Genomic DNA, 25,182 nt, shown 5'->3' on the forward strand with positions numbered 1-25,182 from the left:
GCCTGATCCTCACGGTGTCCGGCGGCGACAGGCCGCCCCCGCAACGGAGGTGATGGCATGTCAGGAAGCCTGCTGCGCCTGGTCTGCACGGCGGCGGTGGCAGCAACGACCGTCCTCGCTCCCGCCCCTGCCACGGCGGCCCCGGAACCGCGATCCGACCTCGGACCGGAGACCGCTGCCGTCGCAGAACTCCTGACAGACCTTCAGCAGCTGTACCGGAAGGCCGAACAGGCCACCGAGGCCTACAACGCCACCGAGGAGAAGCTGAAGAGGCAGCGCGCCGAGACCGACCGCCTGGACCGCGCCCTCGCCCGCACCCGGCTCTCCCTGCACGACAGCCGGGGCGCGGCCGGCCGTCTGGCCCGGCAGCAGTACCAGAGCAGCACCGACATCTCCCCGTACGTACGCCTGCTCCTGGCCCGCGACCCGCAGCACGCGATCGACGAGGGCCGTGTGATCGGCCGACTGGCGCGCGAGCGGGCCGTCACCGTCGGCCGGCTGACCGGCAGCGAGCGGAAGGCCCAGGAGCTGGCCCGCAAGGCCCGCCAGGCGCTCGACCTGCAACTCGCCCTCACCGAGCGGCGGAGGAAGGAACGGGACGAGGTCCGCGAGCGGCTCCACGACGTCGAGGAACTGCTCGCCTCCCTCAGCCGCGACCAGCTCGCCGCCCTCGCCGCGTTCGAGAAGCAGGGCATCACCGAGGCGCAGCAGAAGTTCATGGCGTCCGGCGCGCTCAGCAGCGTCCGCAAACCGTCGGCCGAGGGCGACCGCGCCGTGCGCTACGCCGTGCGGCAGCTCGGCAAGCCCTACGTGTGGGGCGCGGAGGGCCCGAAGTCGTACGACTGCTCGGGCCTGACCTCGCAGGCCTGGGCGGAGGCCGGGACGCCCATCCCCCGGACCAGCCAGGAGCAGTGGAAGCGGCTGAAGCGGATCCCGCTTGGGGAGCTGCGGCCGGGGGACCTGGTCGTGTACTTCCCGGAGGCCACGCACGTGGCGCTCTACCTCGGCGACGGCATGGTCGTCCAGGCGCCCCGCCCGGGCGCGAAGGTGAAGGTGTCACCGATCGCGGCCAACCCGCTCCTGGGCGCCGTACGCCCGGACCCGGACGGGAAGCCCCTGCGGCGCTACGAGCCACCGGAGCTCCCCGAGGGGGCCACGGACGGGTCGGACGAGGGATACGAGGGCTACGCGGACTACGCGGACTACGCGGCGCCCGCGCCGGACACGTCGGCCAGGTAGGCCTGTGTCTTCTCCGGGTCGTAGAAGAAGTTCTCGAAGTCGGACGGGTCGTTGAAGCCGTTGGCGAACCGGTCGGCGACCGGCTGGAGCTCACCCGCGGCGCCGATCAGGTTCAGGATGTGCTCCGGCGGCGGCGCGAGCATCGCGTTGGTCCACTTGGTGACGTGCTGCGCGGTGTCCCAGTAGCGGTCGAAGGTGGCCCGCATCCACTCCTCGTCGAACGGCTTGTCGCCGCGCTCGACGATCGAGGCGAGGTAGGCGGCCGCGCACTTCGACGCGGAGTTGGAGCCCTGGCCGGTGATCGGGTCGTTCGCCACGACGACGTCCGCCACGCCCAGCACGAGCCCGCCGCCGGGCAGACGGCCGATCGGGTTGCGGACGGTGGGGGCGTAGCGGCCGGCCAGCGTGCCGCCCGCGTCGGTCAGTTCGACCTTGGTGGCCCGCGCGTACTCCCATGGGACGTACCGCTCCATGAGTTCCAGGGTCAGGGAGAGGTGCTCCGCCGGGTCCTTGACGCCGTTGAAGACGTCGAGCGGGCCGCCGGGTATGCCTTCCCAGAACAGGATGTCGGCGCGGCCGGAGGTGGTCAGACAGGGCATGACGAACAGTTCGCCGACGCCCGGCACGAGGTTGCAGCGGACCCCTTCGGTGCCGGGGTGCTCGGGGCGCGGGCCCAGGCCGTGCACGTACGACACGGCCAGCGCGCGCTGCGGCTCGCTGTACGGGGAGCGCTCCGGGTCCCGGGCGAACATCTGCACCAGCTCGCCCTTGCCGGCCGCGACCAGCACCAGGTCGTAGGTACGGGCGAAGTAGTCGAGGTCGCCGACGGCCGCGCCGTGGATGACGAGCTGCCCGCCGCGCTGGGCGAACGTCTCCATCCAGCCGGCCATCTTCACCCGCTGGTCGACCGACTGGGCGTACCCGTCGAGCCGGCCCAGCCAGTCGATCGCACGGGCCGCGGGACCCTCGGCCCAGGAGCCGGGGGCGGCGACCGAGACGCCGAGTCCTTCGATCTTCGGGGCCTGGGACTCCCAGAAGTTCAGCTGGAGATCGCGCTCGTGCTGCAGGGCCGTGTGGAACATGCACTGCGTCGACATGACCCGGCCGGTGCGGATCTCGTCCGCCGTCCGGTTGGACATCAGGGTGACCTCGTACCCCTGCGACTGGAGGCCGAGAGCTATCTGGAGCCCGGACTGACCGGCTCCGACGACGAGTATCTTCCGCATGCGGGCTGTTCCTCTACTCGGGGGTTTCGTCGAGCGCGTGGCCCACCAGGGCCAGGAGGGTCTCGATCACGGAGATCCGGCGACGCGCGTCCATGATCATGACAGGTATGTGTCGCGGGATGGTCAAGGCCTCCCGCACGTCCTCCGGCTCGAAGAGCTCGCTGCCGTCGAAGTGGTTGACCGCGACCACGTACGGCAGTCCGGAGCTCTCGAAGTAGTCCAGGACCGGGAAGCAGTCCTTCAGGCGACGTGTGTCGGCCATGACGACGGCGCCGATCGCGCCGCGCACGATGTCGTCCCACATGAACCAGAACCGCTGCTGGCCCGGCGTGCCGAACAGGTAGAGCACCAGGTCGTCGTCGAGCGTGAGGCGCCCGAAGTCCATGGCGACGGTGGTGGTGGTCTTGCCCGGCGTGGCGGTGAGGTCGTCGGTGGCCTCGCTCGCCTCGGTCATCAGCGCCTCGGTCTGCAGGGGCGTGATCTCCGAGACGGCGGTGACCAGCGTGGTCTTGCCGACGCCGAAGCCGCCCGCCACCACGATCTTCGTGGCGATGGGGGCACGGGTGCGGTCCGTCTCCCAGGCGTGCATGCTCTCGCCGGGCTGGACGAACGGGGATGAACCAGCGACGCCGTGAGCGGCGTCAGAGACGACGGAGTCCACTCAGCACCCTTTCCAGCAGAGCTCGGTCCGGGCGGCCCGTGCCATGGCCGGTTCCCGTCCCGTACACACGGATCTTTCCCTGGTCCGCGAGGTCGCTCAGGAGCACGCGGACCACGCCGAGCGGCATCTTCAGCAGCGCGGCGATCTCGGCCACCGTACGCATCCGGCGGCACAGTTCGACGATGGCCCGCAGCTCCGGCATCACGCGGGTGGACAGGGAACCGTTCGTCAGCTCCTTGCGCTCCTCCGGGGCGTCCAGCGCGGCCGTGCTCGCCACGAACGTCTCCACCAGCAGGACGTGGCCGAAGCGGGTGCGGCCGCCGGTGAGCGAGTAGGGGCGGACCCGGGCGGGTTTGCGGTCACCGCCGCGGACCGGGAGGTGCTGTTTCGGCGTACTGCTCATCGGGCGCTCCCCGTCGTCTGGGAATCCTCCAGGGATTTCCGGAGTTCGCTGCGGAGTTCGGGCGTCAGGACGTGACCGGCGCGGCCCACGAACAGGGCCATGTGGTACGCCACCACGCTCATGTCGCAGTCCGCGGAGCCGTGGACGCCGAGCAGCGAGCCGTCACTGATGGACATCACGAACAGGCTGCCCTCGTCCATCGCGACCATCGTGTGCCGGACCCCGCCGAAGTCCATCAGCTTGGCGGCGCCGACGGTGAGGCTGCCGATGCCGGAGACGATGGTGGCCAGGTCGGCGGCGGAGCCGCGCGGGCCGGTCTTCTTGGTCCCGCGGGCCTGGAGGGCCTCCCGGGCCTGCTGGTTGCGGTGGTCGTCGGAGGACAGCAGGAGCAGTCCGTCGGACGAGACGACCGCGACCGAGAGGATGCCGGGTACCTCCTCGACGAGGTTGGTCAGCAGCCAGTGCAGGTTGCGGGCCTCACTGCTCAGTCCGATCAGTCCGAAGGTACTGGGAGCGGTCAACTGCTTGCCTCCTCGACTGTGCCCCCCGTGGCTTCTTCGGATTCAGCTGGTGGTGATGCGTTGGTGTCCGGCCGCTTGTGCGAGGCCGTCCGTTCGGCGATTTCCGCCTCCACGTCGCGGTAGCCGGCCTGGGCCCCCTGGCGGAAGCCGCCGAGGCGGCGGCGGAGGGCGTCGGCGTCGACCGAGCCGCTGCGCTGGCGGGGCGCGGTGGTCGGAGCGGTGATCTTGGGCGTGCGCTTGGGGAGGCCCTTGTCGGTGACGCGGTCCTCTTCGTCGTCGGGTGCGCGTCCGTGTTCCGCCTCGGCTTCACCTTCGGCGATCCCGTTCCCACCCGCACCCCCCGTGCGGGTTTCGTCGTCGGGTGCGGGTGGCCCCTGTGGGGCGGGTGCGCCGTCGGCGGCCGCGGGCTCGTGCTCCGCCGGGGCCGGCTCGTGCTGCGGAATCGGGGCCAGCAGCTCCATCGTGGTCTCGGCGGGGGTCTCCGCCGGTGCCGTTGCCTCGATCGCGGGTGCGGCCGGCGCGGACTCCGCCGCCGCCTCCTCGTGCCGTACCGCCTTCTCCGCCAGCGCCACCAGCGGGTCCCCGTTGCTCGCGCGGCCGTGCAGGACGTTGGAGTTGGCCTCGGCGTCGGCGCCGGGGAACGCGACGGTGTGGCTGGTGCCCGAAAGCGGGCCGGAGGCCGGGACGGCCGCGGCCGGGGCCGCCGCCAGCAGGGTGCGGGGCAGGACGACGACCGCCGCCACCCCGCCCTGCTTCTGCTCGCGCAACTGCACGCGCACACCGTGCCGGTGGGCGAGGCGGGCCACGACGTACAGGCCGAGGCCGAGACCGTCCTCGCCCTCCTGGTCGTAGGGCGCCTCCGGGTCGAAGTCGGCGAGGCGGGCGTTGAGGCGCTCCAGCCGGTCCTCGGCCATGCCGATGCCCTCGTCCTGGACGGAGAGCATGACCTCGCCGTTCTCCAGCAGCCAGCCGGAGATCTCGACGGGCAGGTCGGGCGGCGAGAACGAGGTGGCGTTCTCCAGGAGTTCGGCCAGCAGGTGGGACAGGTCGTCCGCGGCGAACCCCGCGATGTGCGCGTGCGGCGGCAGCGCGGCGATCCGGACCCGCTCGTACCGCTCGATCTCGCTGACCGCCGCGCGGACGACGTCCACGAGCGGCACGGGCCCGGCGGCGTGCTGGACGTGCTCGGTGCCGGCGAGGACGAGCAGGTTCTCGCTGTGCCGGCGCATGACCGTGGCGAAGTGGTCGAGCTTGAACAGCGTGGCGAGGCGGTCCGGGTCCTGCTCGCGCTCCTCCAGGTTCTCGATGACGGCCAGTTGCCGTTCGACCAGACCGAGCGTGCGCAGCGCGAGGTTGACGAACGTACCGCCGATGGCCGTGCGCAGCCGCTCCAGCTGGGCCGCGGACTCGGCGAGTTCGCCGCGCAGTTCCTCGCGCGCGTCGGCCATCTTCTGGCGCTGGCCGACGAGGTGCTTGCGGTCGGACTCCAGGGTGGAGATCCGCTCGGTGAGGGCGACGGCGTGCGCGTGCAGGGCGTTGACGGAGCGGACGACCTGGGCGAACTCGTCGTTGCGGCCGGTGAACCTGACGGGTTCCTCGGCCGTCGGAACCTCCGCCTCGGCCAGTCGCTTCGAACCCAGGCGCAGGACCGCGAGGGGGCGCGTGAGGCTGCGGGCCATGCCCGTGGCGACGCCGACGGCGAGCAGCATCAGGGCGCCGAGGACGGCGATGCGGATCTCCAGCGCGGTGACGTCGTCGTCGCGCAGCGCCTCCAGGTCCTTGGTGCGGCGGTCGTAGAGGGCGGACTCCACGCCGCGCATCAGGTCGACCCGGGCGGAGAGGGCCGCGTCCAGCTTCCTGGTGTCGGTGGAGCGTTCGCCGCTGGAGAGGGTGGGCTGGTCGGTGAGCGTGGCGAGGTACTTCTCGGCGGAGTTGACCTCGGTGCCGGTGACCGTGTTGTCGAACGAGGTTCGGGCCGCCTTGGGCGCGGTGTCGCGGAAGTCGGCCAGGGCCGCGTCGGAGCGCAGCCGGGCCTGCTGGGCGGCGGCGCTCAGGGCGTCGCGCTGCCGGGCGTCGGCGTCCGAGGCGGTCTCGGTCGGCAGGCCGGTGACCGGGTCGATGACCGTCGTGGTGCTGCGCGGCACGCTCAGGGCGGCGAGCAGCAGCCCCCGGGCCGCGGCGGCCTGCTGGACGGCGGAGTCCAGTTCGGCCAGCGCCTGCCCGCCGGAGCCCGCGCGGGGCGGCGTCTGCTGCGCCAGCTGCTCGGCGAGCCGGTGGAGTTCGGTGATGGCGGTGGAGTACGCCTGGTGGGCTTCGAGGGCGCTGCTCTTGCCGGTGAGCGCCGCCCGGCGTACGGCCGCGATGTCGTCGAGGTCGGAGCGGAGCGAGGCGGGCGTGTCGGTGTCGCCCCGCAGCTCCTCGACCTGCCGGTCCACGCGGGCGCTGCGCTGCTCGGAGGGCGCCTTGGACTTGGGGCGGCCGGCCGCGATGTAGGAGGTGACGTCGTCGCGCTCGTCGGCGAGGGAGTGCGCGAGGGCGAGGGCGTCCTGCGTCTGCTCGGCGAGCGTCACCAGCTCCTGCGAGTCGTGCAGTTGGCCGGAGGCCGCGAGGACGGACGGGGTGCCCGCCCCGGCGATGGCGGCGGCGACCACGGCCACGGCCACGATGAGCCGGTTGCGCACATGGGTGGGGCGGCCCTTGCCGGTGGGGGGCGTCGGCTCAGCGCCCTGAACGGGGGTCGTCTGCTTGCCTGTGCGACGAGGCCGCGTCTTCTGCACCGGTGCTCGCATTCCTGACTCGTGAACTCATGGGCCCGGATGACGCTCCGTCAACTGGTGCGTACTCCAGGTACACTTCCCGACCCTCCCAGCGCCGGTGGGCACCGCACGTGCATCACCTGACCCGCCACCCGAAGGAGTGAACCCCGGAGGGGAGTTGGGGGGCAAGTTCCGCTGGCCCTTGCAGCGGCCTTGCGCGGCAGGCCGGTTGGACGCCGCGCGCGGGCGGTGGCAGTATTCGCCACCACGCCTTCCCGGAACAAAGCATTCCAGCCCAAACGGGGCACCTGACCTGCATGGCTGCACCGACCCGGCAACCATTGCCAGCGTTTTGCGGACCTTGTGGAGGGCTCGTGCAGACTGGCTGAATGCGCACTGAACTCGCCTCGGAACCGGGAGACGCGGACCGCCCCAACGAGGACTTCGCCAGCGTCGGACTACCGGCCTCCGGACAGGGTGGTTCGGTCGTCGTCCTGGACGGGGTCACACCGCCGAAGGGCGGGACGGGCTGTCTGCATTCCGTTCCCTGGTTCACCGCGCGCCTCGGTGGAGCACTGACCGAACTGACCGTTTCACTCCCGGATGTTCCCCTGGTCGACGCCTTGTCCCGCGCCATCGCGCGTACCGCCGAGGCGCACGCCTCAACCTGTGACCTTTCTCACCCCCGCACACCTCAGGCCACGGTGATCGTGGCCCGCTGGTCCCCGGACACGGTGGAGTACCTGGTCCTGTCGGACTCGGCTCTCCTCGTGGAGTCCCCGGACGGCGTGGTGACGCCCCTCCTGGACGACCGGCTGGCCCTCCTGCCCCGCTCGGCCCTGGCCACGGACGCGCTGGTGGACTCCACGCTCCGCAACAAGGAGGGCGGCTTCTTCACGGCGGCGGCCGATCCCTCGGTGGCCCGGCGAGCGGTGACCGGCACCCTGCCCCGGCGCGAGGTCCGCGCCCTGGCCGCTCTGACGGACGGGGCGACCCGCTGGGTGGAGCGGTTCGCGGAGGGCGACTGGACGGACTGCTTCCACGTCATGCGCAAGGAGGGGCCACAGGCACTGGTGGACCGGGTGCGGACGCTGGAGCGAGCGGATTCGGCCAGATCGTTCCTGGGCCGGAGCAAGACGCACGACGATGCGACGGTCGTGTACGTCGAGTTCTAGAGACCCGGACCGGCTGCTACTTCTCCATGCCGCGGTTGAGCTGGTGCAGCAGCCGGGCCAGTTCCGTGACCTCGCGGGTGTCCCAGTCGGCCAGGCGGCCGGCGTACCGGGCGCGCCGGGCCTCGCGCACCCGGCGGACCCGGTCGTGGCCCTCCTGGGTGAGGGCGACGAGCCAGGCGCGGCCGTCGGCGGGGTCGGGTTCGCGGGCGATCAGGCCGAGCTCCTCCAGGGCACGCAACTGGCGGGACATGGTGGCCTTGCCGACGCCGATGTAGGCGGCGAGCTCGGTGGCGCGCTGCCGGCCGCACTCGTCCAGCCGCACGAGCAGGCCGTACGCGGACGACTCCAGGTCGGGGTGGACCTCGCGGGCCATCTCGCCCTGGTTGGCCCGGGCCCGCCGCAGCAGCACGGTCAGCTCCCGCTCCAGCGCCAGAAAGGCAGGCTGATCCACACCGGTTCCGGCCAGAGAGGCGTCCCGGTGTCCGTCGTCGTTGCCGTCCTCGTGCACGTGAGCCCTGCCTCGGTTGTCGCCCGTACCTGCATTTTCCGCTACCCGCGGCCATCGCCGCAGTTCGGCAAGTATTCCGCAGGTCACGGGGGGCACGTCCACAGGGCCGCCACACGGTGAAGGCCCGGGCCTCCCTCACGGGACCCGGGCCTTCCCTCATCCGGTGACCTCCGTCACGCGGCCACCGGAACCTCCGGCGCCGCATCCGCGGTGGCGGGCGCGAGCGCCAGCTCCAGGACCTGGCGGACGTCGGTGACGGTGTGGACGTCGAGCTTGTCCAGCACCTCCGCCGGGACGTCGTCCAGGTCGGGCTCGTTGCGCTTGGGGATGATCACGGTGGTGACCCCGGCGCGGTGGGCGGCCAGCAACTTCTGCTTCACGCCGCCGATCGGCAGGACCCGCCCGGTCAGCGAGACCTCGCCGGTCATCGCCACGTCCGTGCGGACCAGACGGCCGGACAGGAGCGAGGCGAGGGCCGTGGTCATCGTGACACCGGCACTGGGACCGTCCTTGGGGACCGCGCCCGCCGGGAAGTGGATGTGCACGCCCCGGTCCTTCAGGTCACCCACCGGCAGTTCCAGCTCGGCACCGCGGGAGCGCAGGAAGCTCAGCGCGATCTGCGCGGACTCCTTCATCACGTCCCCCAGCTGACCGGTCAGGGTCAGCCCGGCCGCGCCCGTCTCCGGGTCGGCCAGCGACGCCTCGACGTACAGCACGTCACCGCCGGCGCCCGTCACCGCGAGGCCCGTCGCCACGCCCGGCACAGAGGTCCGGCGCTCGGCCGGGTCCTGGGCGGACTCGGGCACGTGGTGCGGCCGTCCGATCAGAGAGCGCAGGTCCTCGTCCCGGACGGTGAACGGCAGTTCCCGCTCACCCAGTTCGTGCTGGGCCGCGACCTTGCGCAGCAGCCGTGCGATCGACCGCTCCAGGTTGCGGACGCCCGCCTCGCGCGTGTACTCACCGGCGAGCTTGCGCAGCGCGCCCTCCTCGATGGCCACTTCGGCCTTGTCGAGTCCGGCCCGCTCCAGCTGGCGCGGCAGCAGGTGGTCGCGGGCGATGACGACCTTCTCGTCCTCGGTGTAGCCGTCCAGGCGGACGATCTCCATCCGGTCGGCCAGCGCCTCCGGGATCGCCTCCAGGACGTTGGCGGTGGCGAGGAACACGACGTCCGACAGGTCCAGCTCGACCTCCAGGTAGTGGTCCCGGAAGGTGTGGTTCTGCGCCGGGTCGAGCACTTCGAGCAGGGCCGCGGCCGGGTCGCCCCGGAAGTCCGAGCCCACCTTGTCGATCTCGTCGAGCAGCACGACCGGGTTCATCGACCCGGCCTCCTTGATGGCGCGGACGACCCGGCCGGGCAGGGCACCGACGTACGTACGCCGGTGACCGCGGATCTCGGCCTCGTCACGGACACCGCCCAGGGCCACCCGCACGAACTTGCGCCCCATCGCGTGGGCGACGGACTCCCCCAGGCTGGTCTTGCCGACGCCGGGCGGCCCCACGAGTGCGAGCACGGCTCCGCCGCGCCGCCCGCCGACCACGCCCAGCCCCCGCTCGGTACGCCGCTTGCGCACCGCCAGGTACTCGGTGATCCGCTCCTTCACGTCCTCCAGGCCGGAGTGCTCGGCGTCGAGGACGGCCTGGGCGCCCTGGATGTCGTACGCGTCCTCGGTGCGCTCGTTCCACGGCATCTCCAGGACCGTGTCGAGCCAGGTGCGGATCCAGGAGCCCTCGGGCGACTGGTCGGAGGACCGCTCCAGCTTGTCGACCTCCTTGAGCGCGGCCTCCCGGACCTTCTCGGGCAGGTCGGCGGCCTCCACCCGGGTTCGGTAGTCGTCGGACTCCTCGCCCTCCTGGTCGCCGTTCAGCTCGCGCAGCTCCTTGCGGACCGCTTCCAGCTGGCGCCGCAGCAGGAACTCGCGCTGCTGCTTGTCGACGCCTTCCTGGACGTCCTTGGCGATGGACTCGGCCACGTCCTGCTCGGCGAGGTGGTCGCGCAGTTGCTGGGTGGCGAGCTTCAGCCGGGCCACCGGGTCGGCGGTCTCCAGCAGCTCGACCTTCTGATCGGTGGTCAGGAAGGGCGAGTAGCCGGAGTTGTCGGCGAGCGCCGAGACGTCGTCGATGGCCTGCACCCGGTCGACGACCTGCCAGGCACCGCGCTTGCGCAGCCAGGCGGTGGCGAGGGCCTTGTACTCCTTGACCAGTTCGGCGACCTGCCCGGGCAGCGGCTCCGGGACGGATTCGTCGACGCTGCTGCCCTCGACCCAGAGGGCCGCGCCAGGACCCGTGGTCCCCGCACCGATCCTCACCCGGCCCCGGCCGCGGATCAGCGCGCCCGGATCGCCGTCGGCCAGCCGGCCCACCTGCTCGACGGTGCCGAGGACACCGGTGTTGGCGTACGTGCCGTCGATGCGTGGCACCAGGAGTACCCGGGGCTTTCCGGGTGTTGTCCGAGCAGCGGCCTGGGCGGCCTCCACCGCGGCACGGACCTCGGAGTCGCTCAGGTCCAGCGGGACCACCATCCCGGGCAGGACGACCTCGTCGTCGAGCGGCAGCACGGGCAGGGTGAGCGGTGTGGACGTCGAAGCCATGATCTCCCCTTCGGCAGTCAAGTTGAGCTATGCCGACTCAATGCACGGGAGGCGCCGGATGTTCCCCGCCCACCGTTCGCTGTGAGCGATCGACCGTGACACCAGGCGCGGCCGGAGTCGTAGGGTCGAGGATGTAACAGATCAATACCGTAAGAGCCTCTTACCAAGGAGCGGCGTGGACAGGACCGTGCGGGCGTGGGTGGACGGGTGGATCGTGTCGCGCGGGGCGGCTCCGCCCGTGGCCGAGCCATGGGGCTGCACGATCGACGTGGGGACGAACGGCCACGTCACACGACACGTGTTCGGCGCGACCGGCGACGACCTCGACGAGACGTCCGTCCGCAAGGTGGCCGGCGCGGTGACCGGGGACGGGGTGTGGCTGAAGGCGTTCCGGCACCCGTCCGTGGTCGCCGGTTGGCTCGACGACAGCTGGTGGATCGACCCCGAGCCCGGCTATCTGATGACGGTCCCGCTGGCCCCGGGAAGTGCCCCGGACGTGCCCGACGGCTACCGGCTGCGCAGCTGGTCGCGCGGCGGGGTGACGCGTGTGATGGTGGCAGCCCCGGACGGTTCGCTGGCGGCACGTGGCCAGATGGCCCCGACGGGCGCCACCGCCGTCGCCGACCAGATCGAGACGGCCCCGGAGCATCGCCGCAGGGGACTCGGCAGCCTCGTCATGCGGACGTTGCAGAGCGCCGCCGTGCGGCAAGGGGCACAGACCGGGGTCCTCGCCGGTACGCCCGCGGGGCGAGGGCTCTACGAGGCGCTGGGCTGGGAGGTGGTGGCCCCGCTCACCAGCGCGAAGCACTGCCCGCGGGCCTGAACGAGCTCGCCTTCAGGCCCGGGCCGGTCCGGGTGAGCCGGCGCCTCAGCCCCGGACCGGACCGATCGAGCCGACGCGCCTCCTCCGCCACCGCCGGACCACCGGCCAGGTCGCGACACCGATGGCCAGGGCGATCAGATGCCCCCAGTTCGTCATCGGGTCGGTGAGGTCGAGCAGGTCCTGGAGCAGCATCCCGCCGAAGCCGGCCAGCAGCGGCACGCGCAGCCAGAGCGGCAGCAGCCCGGCCAGGGCGCCGGTGCCGGCGGCGACACCGAAGCTGACGCCGTAGTCGAGGCGGTGCAGCGAACTCTCGGGGAGCTGCCCCGCCAGCACCGCGAGCCCGACCGGGACCTCGGTCGCCAGGGTGGCGAGGACGTGCCCGAGCAGGAAGACACCGGCCGTGCGCAGGCCGCCGATCCGCCGTTCCAGCGCGGTCAGCACGAGCACGAACCCGATCGCGAACGGCGAGGCCACTCCGCCCGCGAGCCACAGCGCACTGCCGATCAGCACCAGCTCCGGCGTCCGCACCAGGTGCGCCACATCCGTACTGGACCCCTGGAGCAGGGCGTGCACCAGGGCGGGGTCCGCGTACGCGGAGAACAGCGAGGTCAGGCAGAGGACGATCCCGTACCCGAACGTGAACGGCGTACCCGTGGGAGTGGGGAGCAGCCGCCAGACCCCCGGCACCCGAAGCCGAGGTCTCTTCACCGCCGTGGGCTCTCGTACGCCCGGACCCACGGTCGCGCACGGCACTCCACCGCCGGACCGCTGCCGCGGCACCCCGTCCAGCAGCGCCGACACGTCGGAAACCGGCGCGCCCGAAGGCGCCGGCGTGGCCGTCTCGTCGGCCGGCGCGGTGCGATCCACGGCGGGCGCTCCTTCCGTCAGGTCCCACACTTCGCGCACCTGCGCCCCCTGTCTGTGACGGGCGCCACGCGAGAGCCGATTCACAGCAACCCGACAGCCGCGCACCGCGCCCCCCTCCGGCCTACCCGTAATGCTTGGCGCCGGACACCCCTCACCTGCCAAGATGCTCGGATGCCCACCTCGAACGACACCCCCCACGTGCTGGACCGTCGCGAGGGCCCGCACGGCGAGGTCGTGCTGCGACGGCACGGCGACCGGCTGGAGATCATCGCGAACGGCTGTTTCCTGATGGACACCTCCGACGGCCGCTCGGAGCGGCGGCTCGTCGACGCGGCCCTGGACGCCCTGACCGGCCGGGACCACCCGGACGTGCTGATCGGCGGGCTCGGCGTCGGCTTCTCCCTCGCCCACGCGGCGGCGAACCCGCGCTGGGGAGGGATCACGGTCGTGGAACGCGAGCGCGCGATTGTCGAATGGCACCTCGACGGCCCGCTCTCCGCGTTCTCCGCCGAGGCCCTCGCCGACCCCCGCACTGAAATCGTCGAAGCCGATCTCGTGGCCTACGTCAATGAGACATCCGCCACGTACGACGCCCTGTGCCTCGACATCGACAACGGGCCCGGCTGGACCGTCACGGAGGGCAACGAAAATCTCTACGGCAAGGCCGGACTGGCAAGCTGCGCAAGGGTGTTGAGACCCGGCGGGGTGCTCGCCGTCTGGTCCGCCCAGCCCTCTCCGGAATTCGAAGAAACCTTGTGGAATGCCGGGTTCCAACAGGTGCGTACCGAAGAGATCCCGGTTGCCCGGGGCGTTCCGGACGTCGTGCACCTCGGCATCAGCCCTGGATAGCAAAGGTGTGCTGACTCCCCGTACGCTGCTCCTCTGACGCCGATCATTCAAGCGTCAATCGCACACCATGCGCAGGCACAGCCAGTCAGGAATCACCCCACTGATTCCGGAAAGCACACCCCAGGGGCGGGCGATGGAGCAGACACACACCTCCCACAACGGTTCGGCGACGGCTACTCCGGGCGCACAGCGCCGGGTTCTCGTCGTCGAGGACGACGCCACGATCGTGGACGCCATCGCGACCCGCCTGCGAGCCGAGGGATTCCTCGTGCAAACAGCGGGTGACGGTCCGGCCGCCGTCGACACGGCCGAGGCCTGGCAGCCCGACCTGCTGATCCTCGACATCATGCTGCCCGGCTTCGACGGTCTGGAGGTCTGCCGGCGCGTGCAGGCCGCCCGGCCGGTGCCGGTGCTGATGCTCACCGCGCGCGACGACGAGACCGACATGCTGGTCGGGCTCGGCGTCGGCGCCGACGACTACATGACGAAGCCGTTCTCGATGCGGGAGTTGGCTGCGCGCGTGCACGTGCTGCTGCGCCGCGTGGAGCGGGCCGCGCTGGCCGCCGCGACGCCGCGCAGCGGCATCCTGCGCCTCGGCGAGCTGGAGATCGACCACGCGCAGCGCCGGGTCCGGGTGCGGAGTGAGGATGTTCACCTCACCCCGACCGAGTTCGACCTGCTGGTGTGCCTGGCGAACACCCCGCGCGCGGTGCTCTCCCGCGAGCAGCTGCTCGCCGAGGTCTGGGACTGGGCGGACGCATCCGGTACCCGGACCGTCGACAGCCATATCAAGGCGCTGCGCCGGAAGATCGGCGCCGAGCGGATCCGTACGGTGCACGGCGTGGGCTACGCCCTGGAGACCCCGACGCCATGAGCGCCGGGCCGGCCGCACGGAGAAACCCCGGGGAGCCGGAACCCTGGGGCGGGGTGAGCCCGTTCTCGATCAAGACCAAGCTGGGCGTGCTGGTCGTCATCTCGGTGCTGATCACCACGGGCCTGTCGGTGATCGCGGTGCATACGAAGACGGAGCTGCGCTTCATCACGGTCTTCTCGATGATCGCCACACTGCTCATTACGCAGTTCGTGGCTCATTCGCTCACCGCGCCGCTGGACGAGATGACGGCCGTGGCGCGTTCGATCTCGCAGGGCGACTACACCCGCCGGGTGCGGGAGAACCGCCGTGACGAGCTGGGCGACCTGGCCGTGACGATCAATGCCATGGCCGACGAGCTGGAGGCCCAGGACAGCCAGCGCAAAGAGCTGGTGGCGAACGTCTCGCACGAGCTGCGCACACCCATCGCGGGCCTGCGCGCGGTACTGGAGAACATCGTCGACGGCGTCACGCAGGCCGACCCGGAGACGATGCGCACGGCGCTGAAGCAGACCGAGCGGCTCGGCCGGCTGGTGGAGACGCTGCTGGACCTGTCCCGCCTGGACAACGGCGTCGTACCGCTGAAACAGCGGCGGTTCGAGGTGTGGCCGTATCTGTCCGGCGTGCTGAAGGAGGCCAACATGGTCGCCTCCGTGCGCGCGGGCATCGCCACCGGCTCGGGCAGTCACACCCGTACGGACGTCCATCTGCACCTCGACGTCCACCCGCCGGAGTTGACCGCGCACGCCGACCCGGAGCGCATCCACCAGGTGGTGGCCAACCTCATCGACAACGCGGTCAAGCACAGCCCGCCGCACGGCCGTGTGACGGTCAAGGCGCGGCGCGGCGCGCTGCCGGAGTCGCTGGAGCTGGAGGTCCTGGACGAGGGCCCCGGCATTCCGAAGTCCGAGTGGCACCGCGTCTTCGAGCGGTTCAACCGCGGCAACGTCAAGCGGCCGCAGGGTCCGGGCAGCGACGGCGGTACGGGGCTCGGCCTGGCGATCGCGCGCTGGGCGGTGGATCTGCACGGTGGGCGGATCGGAGTGGCCGAATCCGAGCGGGGTTGCCGGATTCTTGTCACTCTTCCGGGACTTCCATCTGTGCCAAGTTGACGTAAAGTTCGAAGCGGAGCCACAAGATCCATGGGCGTCCGCGCTGACGGACACGTGTGATCAGGCACAGGCCCGCGCCCTCGGCGCGTGAGGCCCTGCCCCGCCCTTCCCTCTTTAAGCGGAACCACGCTTGTTTCCCGCCATTTCAAGCCCCGAAACACACTTCAAGATGTGACTTGCGCGACGTTGAACGGGCCCGACCTGACCTACCCGGTCCAGGGGGCGTAGCCTTGATTCCCGCTGTCCATCATCTTGTGAAGCGGAAGAGGGCGGTTGCCGCCGTGTCGCCACAGTCCCCCAGTAACTCGAGCATCTCGACCGACACCGACCAAGCGGGGAAGAACCCTGCTGCGTCGTTCGGTGCCAACGAGTGGCTCGTCGACGAGATCTATCAGCAGTACCTCCAGGACCCGAATTCGGTAGACCGAGCCTGGTGGGACTTCTTCGCCGACTACAAGCCGGGGGCGGCTGCCGCCTCGGCTCCGGCGGGTACCGCGGCCGCGGGGGCCGCGGGGACCACCACCGCTCAGCCGGCGGCGCAGGCCGCCCCGGCCCAGCCCGCGGCCCCCGCCCCGGCGGCCCCGAAGCCCGCGACCGCCGCGCCGGCTCCCGCTCAGGCGAAGCCCGCCGCGCAGGCCCCGGCTCAGGCTCCCGCCCAGGCCCCTGCCCCGGCGAAGGCGGCCCCGGCCGCCAAGCCGGCCGCCGCGAAGCCGAAGGCCGAGCCGGCCGGTGAGGCCCCCTCGGGCCCCGAGCAGGTCGTGCTGCGCGGTCCCGCCGCCGCGGTCGCGAAGAACATGGACGCCTCCCTGGAGCTGCCCACGGCCACGTCCGTGCGCGCGGTCCCGGTGAAGCTGCTGTTCGACAACCGCATCGTCATCAACAACCACCTCAAGCGGGCGCGTGGCGGGAAGATCTCCTTCACGCACCTCATCGGCTACGCGATGGTCCAGGCCATCAAGGCGATGCCGGCGATGAACTACTCGTTCGCGAAGGTGGACGGCAAGCCGACCCTGGTCAAGCCGGAGCACGTCAACCTCGGCCTCGCCATCGACCTGGTCAAGCCGAACGGCGACCGCCAGCTGGTCGTCGCGGCGATCAAGAAGGCCGAGACGCTGAACTTCTTCGAGTTCTGGCAGGCCTACGAGGACATCGTCCGCCGCGCCCGCGACGGCAAGCTGACGATGGACGACTTCTCCGGGGTCACGGTCTCCCTGACCAACCCCGGCGGCCTCGGCACGGTGCACTCGGTCCCGCGCCTGATGCCCGGCCAGTCCGTGATCATGGGCGTCGGCTCCATGGACTACCCGGCGGAGTTCCAGGGCACCTCCCAGGACACCCTGAACAAGCTCGGCATCTCGAAGGTCATGACGCTCACGTCGACCTACGACCACCGGGTGATCCAGGGCGCCGCCTCCGGCGAGTTCCTCCGCCAGGTCGCGAACCTCCTGCTCGGCGAGAACAACTTCTACGACGAGATCTTCGAGGCGCTGCGCATCCCCTACGAGCCGGTCCGCTGGCTCAAGGACATCGACGCCAGCCACGACGACGACGTCACGAAGGCCGCCCGCGTCTTCGAGCTGATCCACTCCTACCGGGTCCGCGGCCACGTCATGGCCGACACCGACCCGCTGGAGTACCAGCAGCGCAAGCACCCCGACCTGGACATCACCGAGCACGGCCTCACCCTGTGGGACCTGGAGCGCGAGTTCGCCGTCGGCGGCTTCGCCGGCAAGTCGATGATGAAGCTGCGCGACATCCTCGGCGTCCTGCGCGACTCGTACTGCCGCACCACCGGCATCGAGTTCATGCACATCCAGGACCCGAAGCAGCGCAAGTGGATCCAGGACCGGGTGGAGCGCCCGCACTCCAAGCCGGAGCGCGAGGAGCAGCTGCGCATCCTGCGCCGGCTGAACGCCGCCGAGGCGTTCGAGACCTTCCTCCAGACCAAGTACGTCGGCCAGAAGCGCTTCAGCCTGGAGGGCGGCGAGTCCGTCATCCCGCTGCTGGACGCGGTGCTGGACTCGGCCGCCGAGTCCCGTCTGGACGAGGTCGTCATCGGCATGGCCCACCGCGGCCGGCTGAACGTCCTCGCGAACATCGTCGGCAAGTCGTACGCGCAGATCTTCCGCGAGTTCGAGGGCAACCTCGACCCGAAGTCGATGCACGGCTCCGGCGACGTGAAGTACCACCTGGGCGCCGAGGGCACCTTCACGGGCCTCGACGGCGAGCAGATCAAGGTCAGCCTGGTCGCGAACCCGTCGCACCTGGAGGCGGTGGACCCGGTCCTGGAGGGCGTCTCCCGCGCCAAGCAGGACATCATCGGCAAGGGCGGCACGGACTTCACGGTCCTGCCGGTGGCGATCCACGGCGACGCGGCCTTCGCGGGCCAGGGCGTGGTGGCCGAGACCCTGAACATGTCGCAGCTGCGCGGCTACCGCACCGGCGGCACGGTCCACATCGTCATCAACAACCAGGTCGGCTTCACGGCGGCTCCCGAGTCGTCGCGCTCCTCGATGTACGCCACGGACGTGGCCCGCATGATCGAGGCCCCGATCTTCCACGTGAACGGCGACGACCCGGAGGCCGTGGTCCGCGTGGCCCGTCTGGCCTTCGAGTTCCGCCAGGCGTTCAACAAGGACGTGGTGATCGACCTCATCTGCTACCGTCGCCGCGGTCACAACGAGTCGGACAACCCGGCCTTCACCCAGCCGCTGATGTACGACCTGATCGACAAGAAGCGCTCGGTGCGCAAGCTCTACACCGAGTCCCTCATCGGTCGCGGCGACATCACCCTGGAAGAGGCCGAGCAGGCACTCCAGGACTACCAGGGCCAGCTGGAGAAGGTCTTCACGGAGGTCCGCGAGGCCACCTCGCAGCCGACGATCGTGGAGACCTCCGACCCGCAGGCCGAGTTCCCGGTCGCCGTGAACACCGCGGTGACCACGGAGGTCGTCAAGCGGATCGCCGAGTCCCAGGTCAACATCCCCGACCACATCACCGTCCACCCGCGTCTGCTGCCGCAGCTCCAGCGCCGGGCGTCGATGGTCGAGGACGGCACGATCGACTGGGGCATGGGCGAGACCCTCGCGATCGGCTCCCTCCTGCTGGAGGGCGTCCCGGTCCGCCTGGCGGGCCAGGACTCGCAGCGCGGTACGTTCGGCCAGCGCCACGCCGTCATCATCGACCGCAGCACCGGCGACGAGTACACGCCGCTGCAGTACCTCTCCGAGGACCAGGCGCGGCTCAACGTCTACAACTCCCTCCTCTCCGAGTACGCGGCGATGGGCTTCGAGTACGGCTACTCGCTGGCCCGCCCCGAGGCGCTCGTGATGTGGGAGGCGCAGTTCGGCGACTTCGTCAACGGCGCCCAGACGGTCGTGGACGAGTTCATCTCCTCGGCCGAGCAGAAGTGGGCCCAGACCTCCGGTGTCGTCCTGCTGCTGCCGCACGGCTACGAGGGCCAGGGTCCGGACCACTCCTCGGCCCGCCCGGAGCGCTTCCTCCAGATGTGCGCGCAGAACAACATGACGGTCGCCATGCCGACGTCGCCGTCGAACTACTTCCACCTCCTGCGGTGGCAGGTGCACAACCCGCACCACAAGCCGCTGGTGGTCTTCACGCCGAAGTCGATGCTGCGCCTGAAGGCGGCGGCCTCGAAGGCGGACGAGTTCACGACCGGTCAGTTCCAGCCGGTCATCGGCGACGCGTCGGTGGACGCGGCCGCGGTCAAGAAGGTCGTCTTCTGCGCCGGCAAGGTCTACTACGACCTGGAGGCCGAGCGTCAGAAGCGCGGCGTCACGGACACGGCGATCATCCGCATCGAGCGCCTGTACCCGCTGCCGGGTGCCGAGCTCCAGGCGGAGATCAAGAAGTACCCGAACGCCGAGAAGTACCTGTGGGCCCAGGAGGAGCCGGCGAACCAGGGTGCCTGGCCGTTCATCGCGCTCAACCTGATCGACCACCTGGACCTGGCGGTCGGCGCGGACGTCCCGCACGGCGAGCGCCTGCGCCGCATCTCGCGCCCGCACAGCTCGTCCCCGGCGGTCGGTTCCGCGAAGCGGCACCAGGCCGAGCAGGAGCAGCTGGTGCGTGAGGTGTTCGACGCGTAAGCGCCCTCGCGCGTTCTGTCCGGCCGGGCCGCATCCCCGCTTCGGGGGTGCGGCCCGGCCGTTTGCGCGCACATATCCTTGACGGCATGTACTTCACGGACCGTGGCATCGAGGAACTGGAGAAGCGGCGCGGCGAGGAGGAGGTCACCTTCGAGTGGCTGGCCGAGCAACTGCGGACCTTCGTCGATCTCAACCCCGACTTCGAGGTGCCGGTGGAGCGGCTGGCCACGTGGCTGGCGCGGCTGGACGACGAGGACGACGAGTAGACGAGCGGGAGAGGCGCCGGAGTCGTGGGCGGGAGTCGCGCGGGAGCCGGTCCGCCGCCGTCCGTTGATCAGCCCTCGGTGATCAGCCCTCCTGTGATCAGCCCTCCTGTGATCAGTCCTCCGGTGATCAGCCCTCCGGCGCGTCCGGCGATCAGTCGCGCGGGTGTGTGACGGCGTACGCCAGGCCCAGCGCGCCATGAGCCAGGAGCAGCGCTCCGGCCGTGGCCCAGCCCCAGCCGCCGCTGGAACGCCGTATCCCCCAGGCGATGAGCGGGACGCCCGCCGCCATCTGGGCGAGGGCCAGGGCGCGGGCCCTGGGGCCGCCGGTCCAGGGCATCCAGGGGCCCAGGCGGCTGTGGTCGACGGTGTCGCGTTCCGCGACCGCGTCGCGCCAGCCCGGCCATTCGACCGGGAGGCTGTCCGGCTGGAGCGCGGCGGCTTCCCGGAGTCGGTCGGCGGGCCGGCCGGGGGCGAGTTCCGGGGGCAGTGAGACGCCCACGCGCGCGAGGACCGCCAGCAGGCCGCGCAGACGGGCGCGGGCGTCGGCGGTGGCGTCGGGTTTCGTCAGCTGGTCGAGGGCCTGGAGGTCCAGGACGGGGTCGAGGCCCACGCGCGCGGCGAAGGTGCGCAGCGCCTCCTCCTCCCCCACCGGGAGGCCGCTCGCGAGCCAGACGAATCCGACCGGGCGGCGGAAGCCGGACGCGAGCGTGAAGCCCGCGTGGTCGGCGTCCCACCACAGGGCGAGAACGGGCCAGGGCGCGCCGACGGCGAGGGCCGTGGCCCAGCCGGTGACCACACGGTCGACGGGCTCGTCGGCGTCCCGCCACGGCCGGCCCTCGGGGACGAGAACACTCCATTCGTCGCCTGCCCGGGTGAGCTGCATCCGTTCCCGCAGCAGGTGGGCGACGGGGGCGACGGCCCCGGGCACCGCCCGGCACAGCAGCAGCGCCCCAGGGGCGGGACCGGCGCGGTCGGCTTCCGTCGGCATGGTCACACGCTAGGGCGAATCACTCCACTTTGAGCACTTTTGTACGCCTCGACATCCCCAGAACGAGTGTCTTGACTTTCCCTCGCCACGATATATCGTGAATGACAGAAGACGCGATATGGCGCGTCGTGTCGGGGAGGTCTGCACCATGTCCGAGTGGTCTGTCGCGGAGCCGAGGAAACTCACCCTCGACGAGCCCGTGAGCGAGCTTCACGTACGCCTCGTCAACGGAACGGTGAACGTGGTGGGCACGGACGAAGGTTCCGCCCGCCTGGAGGTCTCCGAGATCGAGGGGCCACCCCTGGTGGTGACCCAGGAGGGCGGCACCCTCACGGTGGCCTACGAGGACCTGCCCTGGAAGGGCTTCCTCAAGTGGCTGGACCGCAAGGGCTGGCGCCGCAGCGCGGTGGTCTCCCTGGCCGTTCCGGCCTCCACCCGGGTGGAGGTGGGGGTGGTCGGGGCGGCAGCCGTGATCTCCGGGATCGACGGACCGGCGGCGGTGAAGGGCGTCACGGGCGACACGACCCTCGTGGGCCTCTCCGGCCCGGTCCGCGCCGACACCGTCTCCGGGAGCGTGGAGGCCCAGGGCGTGACGGGCGACCTCCGGTTCAACTCGGTCTCGGGCGACCTCACGGTGGTCGAGGGCTCCGGCTCCTCCGTGCGGGCCGACTCGGTCAGCGGCTCCATGATCGTCGACCTCGACCCGGGCGGTCCCACGGACGTGCGGCTGACCAGCGTCTCGGGTGAGATCGCGATCCGGCTGCCGGACCCGGCGGACGCGGAGGTCGAGGCGAACACGGCGAGCGGCGCGGTCTCCAACGCCTTCGACGGTCTGCGGGTGCACGGCCAGTGGGGCGCCCACAAGATCACGGGCCGCCTGGGCGCGGGCACCGGCAAGCTGCGGGCGACGACGGTCTCCGGCTCGATCGCCCTGCTGCGCCGCCCCTCCGGGGAGGACGAGCCCGACGAACCGTGGGACACCCGGCCCGGCACCAGCAGCTCGGCGACCGACCCACAGGACGATCCGAAGGCAGCCTCGGGAGACAATTCCGTCTCCGACCGGGGCGCCGCCGACGCCGGCGTCCCGGCCGACGGCACGACCGACAAGAAGGTGCTCTGACATGCCCCCCGTCTTCGCCCACGGCCGCCTCCGCCTCTACCTGCTGAAGCTGCTGGACGAGGCCCCCCGACACGGCTACGAGGTGATCCGCCTCCTCGAGGAGCGCTTCCAGGGGCTGTACGCACCGTCGGCCGGCACGGTCTACCCCCGCCTGGCCAAGCTGGAGGCCGAGGGCCTGGTCACCCACACCACCGAGGGCGGCCGCAAGGTGTACTCGATCACGGACGCGGGCCGCGCCGAACTGGCCGACCGCAGCGGCGAACTGGCCGATCTGGAGCTGGAGATCCGGGAATCCGTCGCGGAACTGGCGGCGGAGATCCGCGCCGACGTGCGCGGGGCCGCCGGCGATCTGCGCCGCGAGATGCGCGCCGCCGCGACCGAGGCACGCCGGGACACCGGCACCAGGCCCCGTGGCGCGGAGGACGCCCCCTTCGGGGACTTCGGGCAGTACGGCGACAAGGAGGCCTGGCGCGTCGCCAAGGAGGAGATGCGGCGGGCCAGGCAGGAGTGGAAGGAACAGGCCCGCCGCGCCAAGGACGAGAGCCGCCGCGCCCGAGAGGACGCCCAGCGCGCCCGCCGCCAGGCGAAGGAGGCCCAGGAACAGGCCCGCGCCCAGGCCCAGGAGCAGGTCCAGCGCATCGCCCGCCGGGTCCAGGAGCAGGTCCAGGACCACTTCGCCCGCGGCGACTGGCCCACGGGACTGCGCGAGGGCCTGAGCGAACTGGCCAAGGAGGTCGGCGAGTTCGGCAAGGACTACGGCAAGGACTTCGGCTTCGACTGGAGCGGCACCGGCAAGCCGGCCTCGCAGCCGACGCCCTCACAGCCCGCCGAGGACTTCCCGGCCGCCTACGAACCCGCCTGGGCCCACGAGGACGCCACGGACTCCACCGGCGACCCCGCCCGCGACCTGGACCGCCTGCTCGACCGCTTCCGGGACGACATCCGCGACGCGGCCCGCGACCACGGCGTCACCCCCGACCAACTGCGCGACGCCCGCCGCCACCTGTCGACGGCCGCGGCCCACATAGGAGCCCTCCTGCGCACGCAGCAGAAGTAGCCGACCGGGGCACGGCCCTTCAGCCGGCCTTGGCCTCGCCACCACTGCCGTACAGCACCCGCACCACAGACTCGTACGTGACCCCGTGGTCGGCGAGGACCTCGGCCGGCACGCCCGGGCGCACGGTCAGGGCGAGCAGGATGTGCTCGTCCCCGATGTGCCGGTCCCGCTGGGCGAGGGCGACCCGCAGGGAGCGCTCCAGGACGTCCTTGGCGCCCCGCCCGAAGGAGGCCCGCCCAAACCACCACCCCTTGTCCTTCCGGTCACCGGCCATGGCACCGACTCCGTGCACCTCCTCCACCCGGGCGACGATCTCCTCCACATCGATCCCGAGCCCGGCGAGCGCGTCGGTCTCGGCCTGGGACAGCCCGGCCCGCCGCCGCGCCTCGCCCAGTGCCTGCCGCACGGACTCCCTCCGCTCAGGGAGCCCGAGAGCGGCGAGCGCGAACGAGCCTCGACTGCCCTCCCGATCGAGCAGCGCGAGCAACAGATGCTCCGGCTCCACGACCTGCCCGCCACCCCCGCCCTCCACAGAGGCCAACGCGCCCTTGACCACGCTCCGGGCGTCCTTCGTGAACCGCTCGAACATCAATGCCTCCCGTACTTCTTGTGCACGGCCTGCCGGCTCACACCGAGTTCGGTGGCAATCTCCTGCCACGACCAGCCCTGGTTGCGCGCGTTGCGCACCTGTACGGCTTCCAGCTGCTCCAGCAGCCTGCGCAGGGCGGCGACAGCCCGCAGACCGACCCGTGGATCACGGTCGCCCGCACGCTCGGCCAGATCGGTTGCTTCGGTCATGACGTCAACCTACGTTGACACCACACCCCTGTCAACCCCAGTTGACAACCCAAACGGCCGGCCCGAACCCGGACCGGCCGCCAGCACATTCCACCCAGCAGGAACTACGAATTCATGAGCACGAGCTTCCCGAACTGCTCACCGGACGCCAGCCGTTCGAAGCCCTCCCGCGCGCGGTCCATGGGCAGCACCTCGTCGATGACGGGCCGCACCCCGGTGGCGGCACAGAACGCGAGCAGGTCCTCCAGCTCGTCCTTGGTGCCCATCGTGGACCCGACGACCTTGAGCTCCAGGAAGAAGATCCGGGTCAGTTCGGCGTGCGAGGGCCGGTCACCACTGGTGGCACCGGAGATCACCAGCGTGCCGCCGGGCTTCAGCGACTTCACGGAGTGCGACCACGTGGCGGCCCCGACGGTCTCGACCACGGCGTCGACCCGCTCCGGCAACCGCGCGCCGGGCTCCAGGGCCTCCACGGCCCCCAGCTCCACGGCCCGCTTCCGCTTGGCCTCGTCCCGGCTCGTGGCGAAGACCCGGAGCCCGGCCGCCTTCCCCAGCACGATGGCGGCCGTGGCGACACCACCGCCGGCGCCCTGCACGAGGACGGAGTCGCCGGGCCGGACACCCGCGTTGGTGAACAGCATCCGGTACGCGGTCAGCCACGCCGTGGGCAGACAGGCGGCCTCCTCGAAGGAAAGCTCCTTGGGCTTGGGCAGGATGTTCCAGGTCGGCACGGCGACCTGCTCGGCGAAGGTGCCCTGGTAGCGCTCGGTGAGGATGGAACGGGGCTCCTTCGGGCCGACCCCGTGCCCGCTCTGTCCGATCACGGAGTGCAGGACGACCTCGTTGCCGTCCTCGTCGACGCCGGCGGCGTCACAGCCGAGGATCATCGGCAGCTTGTCCTCTGCGAGGCCGACGCCACGCAGGGACCACAGGTCGTGGTGGTTGAGGGAGGCGGCCTTGACCGTGACGGTGCTCCAGCCGGGACGGGCCTCGGGAGCCGGACGCTCTCCCAACTCCAGGCCGGCCAGTGGCTGGTCGCGGTCGATTCGGGCGGCGTAGACAGCGAACATGACCTTGACGATAGGTTCCGGACCGACTGCACGGAACCTCCGCCCCCTGTGAGACACACCCTCTTGCCAGGCACCCGGCGCCGGTGCTGGGTCCGGGCGGGCCCGCAACCCGGCGGAACGGGGTGCCGCTGGGCGGACCCGCACCCGCGTACGCACGGAAGGGGACGTGTCGGGG

General features: G+C 71.3%; 22 protein-coding genes. 10 read left to right on the forward strand and 12 right to left on the reverse strand.

Annotated features, from left to right (window positions below; all coding sequences use genetic code 11):
• The first annotated feature begins 57 nt into the window (after positions 1–57).
• Positions 58–1,239: a C40 family peptidase gene (locus SCNRRL3882_RS13065; RefSeq protein WP_010040339.1), complete on the forward strand. Its 1,182-nt coding sequence runs from the start codon at positions 58–60 to the stop codon at positions 1,237–1,239.
• On the opposite strand, the gene SCNRRL3882_RS13070 is transcribed toward SCNRRL3882_RS13065, so the two are convergent.
• Genes SCNRRL3882_RS13070 through SCNRRL3882_RS13090 form a run of 5 tightly spaced genes read right to left on the reverse strand, consistent with a single transcriptional unit; the run spans position 1,203 to position 6,827 of the window.
• Positions 1,203–2,465: a styrene monooxygenase/indole monooxygenase family protein gene (locus SCNRRL3882_RS13070; protein WP_010040342.1), complete on the reverse strand. Its 1,263-nt coding sequence runs from the start codon at positions 2,463–2,465 to the stop codon at positions 1,203–1,205. The genes SCNRRL3882_RS13065 and SCNRRL3882_RS13070 overlap by 37 nt on opposite strands.
• Before the next feature lie 13 nt (positions 2,466–2,478).
• Positions 2,479–3,126, reverse strand: a complete 648-nt coding sequence (locus SCNRRL3882_RS13075) for a GTP-binding protein (RefSeq protein ID WP_010040344.1) — start codon at positions 3,124–3,126, stop codon at positions 2,479–2,481.
• Positions 3,107–3,529: a DUF742 domain-containing protein gene (locus SCNRRL3882_RS13080; protein ID WP_010040346.1), complete on the reverse strand. Its 423-nt coding sequence runs from the start codon at positions 3,527–3,529 to the stop codon at positions 3,107–3,109. Before SCNRRL3882_RS13080 ends, SCNRRL3882_RS13075 begins: the two co-directional genes overlap by 20 nt.
• Positions 3,526–4,050 carry a roadblock/LC7 domain-containing protein gene (locus tag SCNRRL3882_RS13085; RefSeq protein WP_010040348.1) on the reverse strand — a complete coding sequence of 175 codons (525 nt, stop codon included), beginning with the start codon at positions 4,048–4,050 and terminating at the stop codon, positions 3,526–3,528. Before SCNRRL3882_RS13085 ends, SCNRRL3882_RS13080 begins: the two co-directional genes overlap by 4 nt.
• Positions 4,047–6,827 (reverse strand): nitrate- and nitrite sensing domain-containing protein, encoded by a 2,781-nt coding sequence (locus SCNRRL3882_RS13090; RefSeq protein WP_029181202.1) that lies wholly within the window; start codon positions 6,825–6,827, stop codon positions 4,047–4,049. Before SCNRRL3882_RS13090 ends, SCNRRL3882_RS13085 begins: the two co-directional genes overlap by 4 nt.
• 368 nt (positions 6,828–7,195) lie before the next feature.
• Between SCNRRL3882_RS13090 and SCNRRL3882_RS13095 the strand changes: the two genes are divergently transcribed.
• A complete protein-coding gene (locus SCNRRL3882_RS13095) occupies positions 7,196–7,981 on the forward strand; it encodes a protein phosphatase 2C domain-containing protein (protein WP_010040357.1) in 786 nt (261 codons plus the stop codon).
• 16 nt (positions 7,982–7,997) lie between these two features.
• Here SCNRRL3882_RS13095 and SCNRRL3882_RS13100 read toward each other — a convergent pair whose 3' ends face one another.
• Both SCNRRL3882_RS13100 and lon read right to left on the reverse strand, forming a co-directional pair.
• Positions 7,998–8,489: a MarR family winged helix-turn-helix transcriptional regulator gene (locus SCNRRL3882_RS13100; RefSeq protein WP_010040359.1), complete on the reverse strand. Its 492-nt coding sequence runs from the start codon at positions 8,487–8,489 to the stop codon at positions 7,998–8,000.
• Between the two features lie 173 nt (positions 8,490–8,662).
• Complete coding sequence (lon, locus tag SCNRRL3882_RS13105) at positions 8,663–11,077, reverse strand: endopeptidase La (RefSeq protein WP_010040361.1); 2,415 nt, start codon at positions 11,075–11,077, stop codon at positions 8,663–8,665.
• A 175-nt stretch (positions 11,078–11,252) separates the two neighbouring features.
• Here lon and SCNRRL3882_RS13110 point away from each other — a divergent pair, with 175 nt between their 5' ends.
• Positions 11,253–11,900, forward strand: a complete 648-nt coding sequence (locus tag SCNRRL3882_RS13110; protein ID WP_010040363.1) for a GNAT family N-acetyltransferase — start codon at positions 11,253–11,255, stop codon at positions 11,898–11,900.
• A 45-nt stretch (positions 11,901–11,945) separates the two neighbouring features.
• Here the strand turns inward: SCNRRL3882_RS13110 and SCNRRL3882_RS13115 are convergent, their stop codons facing one another.
• Positions 11,946–12,767 carry a rhomboid-like protein gene (locus SCNRRL3882_RS13115; RefSeq protein ID WP_010040366.1) on the reverse strand — a complete coding sequence of 274 codons (822 nt, stop codon included), beginning with the start codon at positions 12,765–12,767 and terminating at the stop codon, positions 11,946–11,948.
• Between the two features lie 171 nt (positions 12,768–12,938).
• Between SCNRRL3882_RS13115 and SCNRRL3882_RS13120 the strand changes: the two genes are divergently transcribed.
• The 5 genes from SCNRRL3882_RS13120 (at position 12,939) to SCNRRL3882_RS13140 (ending at position 19,974) form a co-directional block, all read left to right on the forward strand.
• Entirely contained in the window at positions 12,939–13,616 is a 678-nt protein-coding gene (locus SCNRRL3882_RS13120) for a spermidine synthase (protein ID WP_010040368.1), read from the forward strand.
• A gap of 133 nt (positions 13,617–13,749) precedes the next feature.
• Positions 13,750–14,490 carry a response regulator transcription factor gene (locus SCNRRL3882_RS13125; RefSeq protein WP_010040369.1) on the forward strand — a complete coding sequence of 247 codons (741 nt, stop codon included), beginning with the start codon at positions 13,750–13,752 and terminating at the stop codon, positions 14,488–14,490.
• A complete protein-coding gene (locus tag SCNRRL3882_RS13130; protein ID WP_029181203.1) occupies positions 14,487–15,599 on the forward strand; it encodes a HAMP domain-containing sensor histidine kinase in 1,113 nt (370 codons plus the stop codon). The genes SCNRRL3882_RS13125 and SCNRRL3882_RS13130 overlap by 4 nt, the downstream gene beginning before the upstream one ends.
• A 281-nt stretch (positions 15,600–15,880) precedes the next feature.
• Positions 15,881–19,708 (forward strand): multifunctional oxoglutarate decarboxylase/oxoglutarate dehydrogenase thiamine pyrophosphate-binding subunit/dihydrolipoyllysine-residue succinyltransferase subunit, encoded by a 3,828-nt coding sequence (locus SCNRRL3882_RS13135; RefSeq protein ID WP_010040373.1) that lies wholly within the window; start codon positions 15,881–15,883, stop codon positions 19,706–19,708.
• Between the two features lie 86 nt (positions 19,709–19,794).
• Positions 19,795–19,974: a DUF6104 family protein gene (locus SCNRRL3882_RS13140; RefSeq protein WP_003992906.1), complete on the forward strand. Its 180-nt coding sequence runs from the start codon at positions 19,795–19,797 to the stop codon at positions 19,972–19,974.
• Between the two features lie 151 nt (positions 19,975–20,125).
• Here the strand turns inward: SCNRRL3882_RS13140 and SCNRRL3882_RS13145 are convergent, their stop codons facing one another.
• The gene (locus tag SCNRRL3882_RS13145) at positions 20,126–20,962 is read right to left on the reverse strand and encodes a hypothetical protein (RefSeq protein WP_029181204.1); all 837 of its coding nucleotides are present in this window, start codon (positions 20,960–20,962) and stop codon (positions 20,126–20,128) included.
• A gap of 148 nt (positions 20,963–21,110) precedes the next feature.
• On the opposite strand from SCNRRL3882_RS13145, the gene SCNRRL3882_RS13150 reads away from it, so the two are divergent.
• Entirely contained in the window at positions 21,111–22,082 is a 972-nt protein-coding gene (locus tag SCNRRL3882_RS13150) for a DUF4097 family beta strand repeat-containing protein (RefSeq protein ID WP_029181205.1), read from the forward strand.
• Between the two features lies 1 nt (position 22,083).
• The gene (locus SCNRRL3882_RS13155) at positions 22,084–23,139 is read left to right on the forward strand and encodes a PadR family transcriptional regulator (RefSeq protein ID WP_010040382.1); all 1,056 of its coding nucleotides are present in this window, start codon (positions 22,084–22,086) and stop codon (positions 23,137–23,139) included.
• A gap of 19 nt (positions 23,140–23,158) precedes the next feature.
• On the opposite strand, the gene SCNRRL3882_RS13160 is transcribed toward SCNRRL3882_RS13155, so the two are convergent.
• From SCNRRL3882_RS13160 to SCNRRL3882_RS13170, 3 genes are all read right to left on the reverse strand, one after another.
• On the reverse strand, positions 23,159–23,728 hold the full coding sequence (locus SCNRRL3882_RS13160) for a Clp protease N-terminal domain-containing protein (RefSeq protein ID WP_010040384.1): 570 nt from the start codon (positions 23,726–23,728) through the stop codon (positions 23,159–23,161).
• Positions 23,728–23,937, reverse strand: coding sequence for an HTH domain-containing protein (locus tag SCNRRL3882_RS13165; protein WP_003992902.1), 210 nt, complete (start codon positions 23,935–23,937; stop codon positions 23,728–23,730). The genes SCNRRL3882_RS13160 and SCNRRL3882_RS13165 overlap by 1 nt, the downstream gene beginning before the upstream one ends.
• Positions 23,938–24,041: 104 nt before the next feature.
• On the reverse strand, positions 24,042–25,007 hold the full coding sequence (locus tag SCNRRL3882_RS13170; RefSeq protein WP_010040385.1) for a zinc-binding dehydrogenase: 966 nt from the start codon (positions 25,005–25,007) through the stop codon (positions 24,042–24,044).
• Positions 25,008–25,182: the final 175 nt, after the last annotated feature.

This window comes from Streptomyces chartreusis NRRL 3882 (assembly GCF_900236475.1).
Classification (GTDB): domain Bacteria; phylum Actinomycetota; class Actinomycetes; order Streptomycetales; family Streptomycetaceae; genus Streptomyces; species Streptomyces chartreusis_D.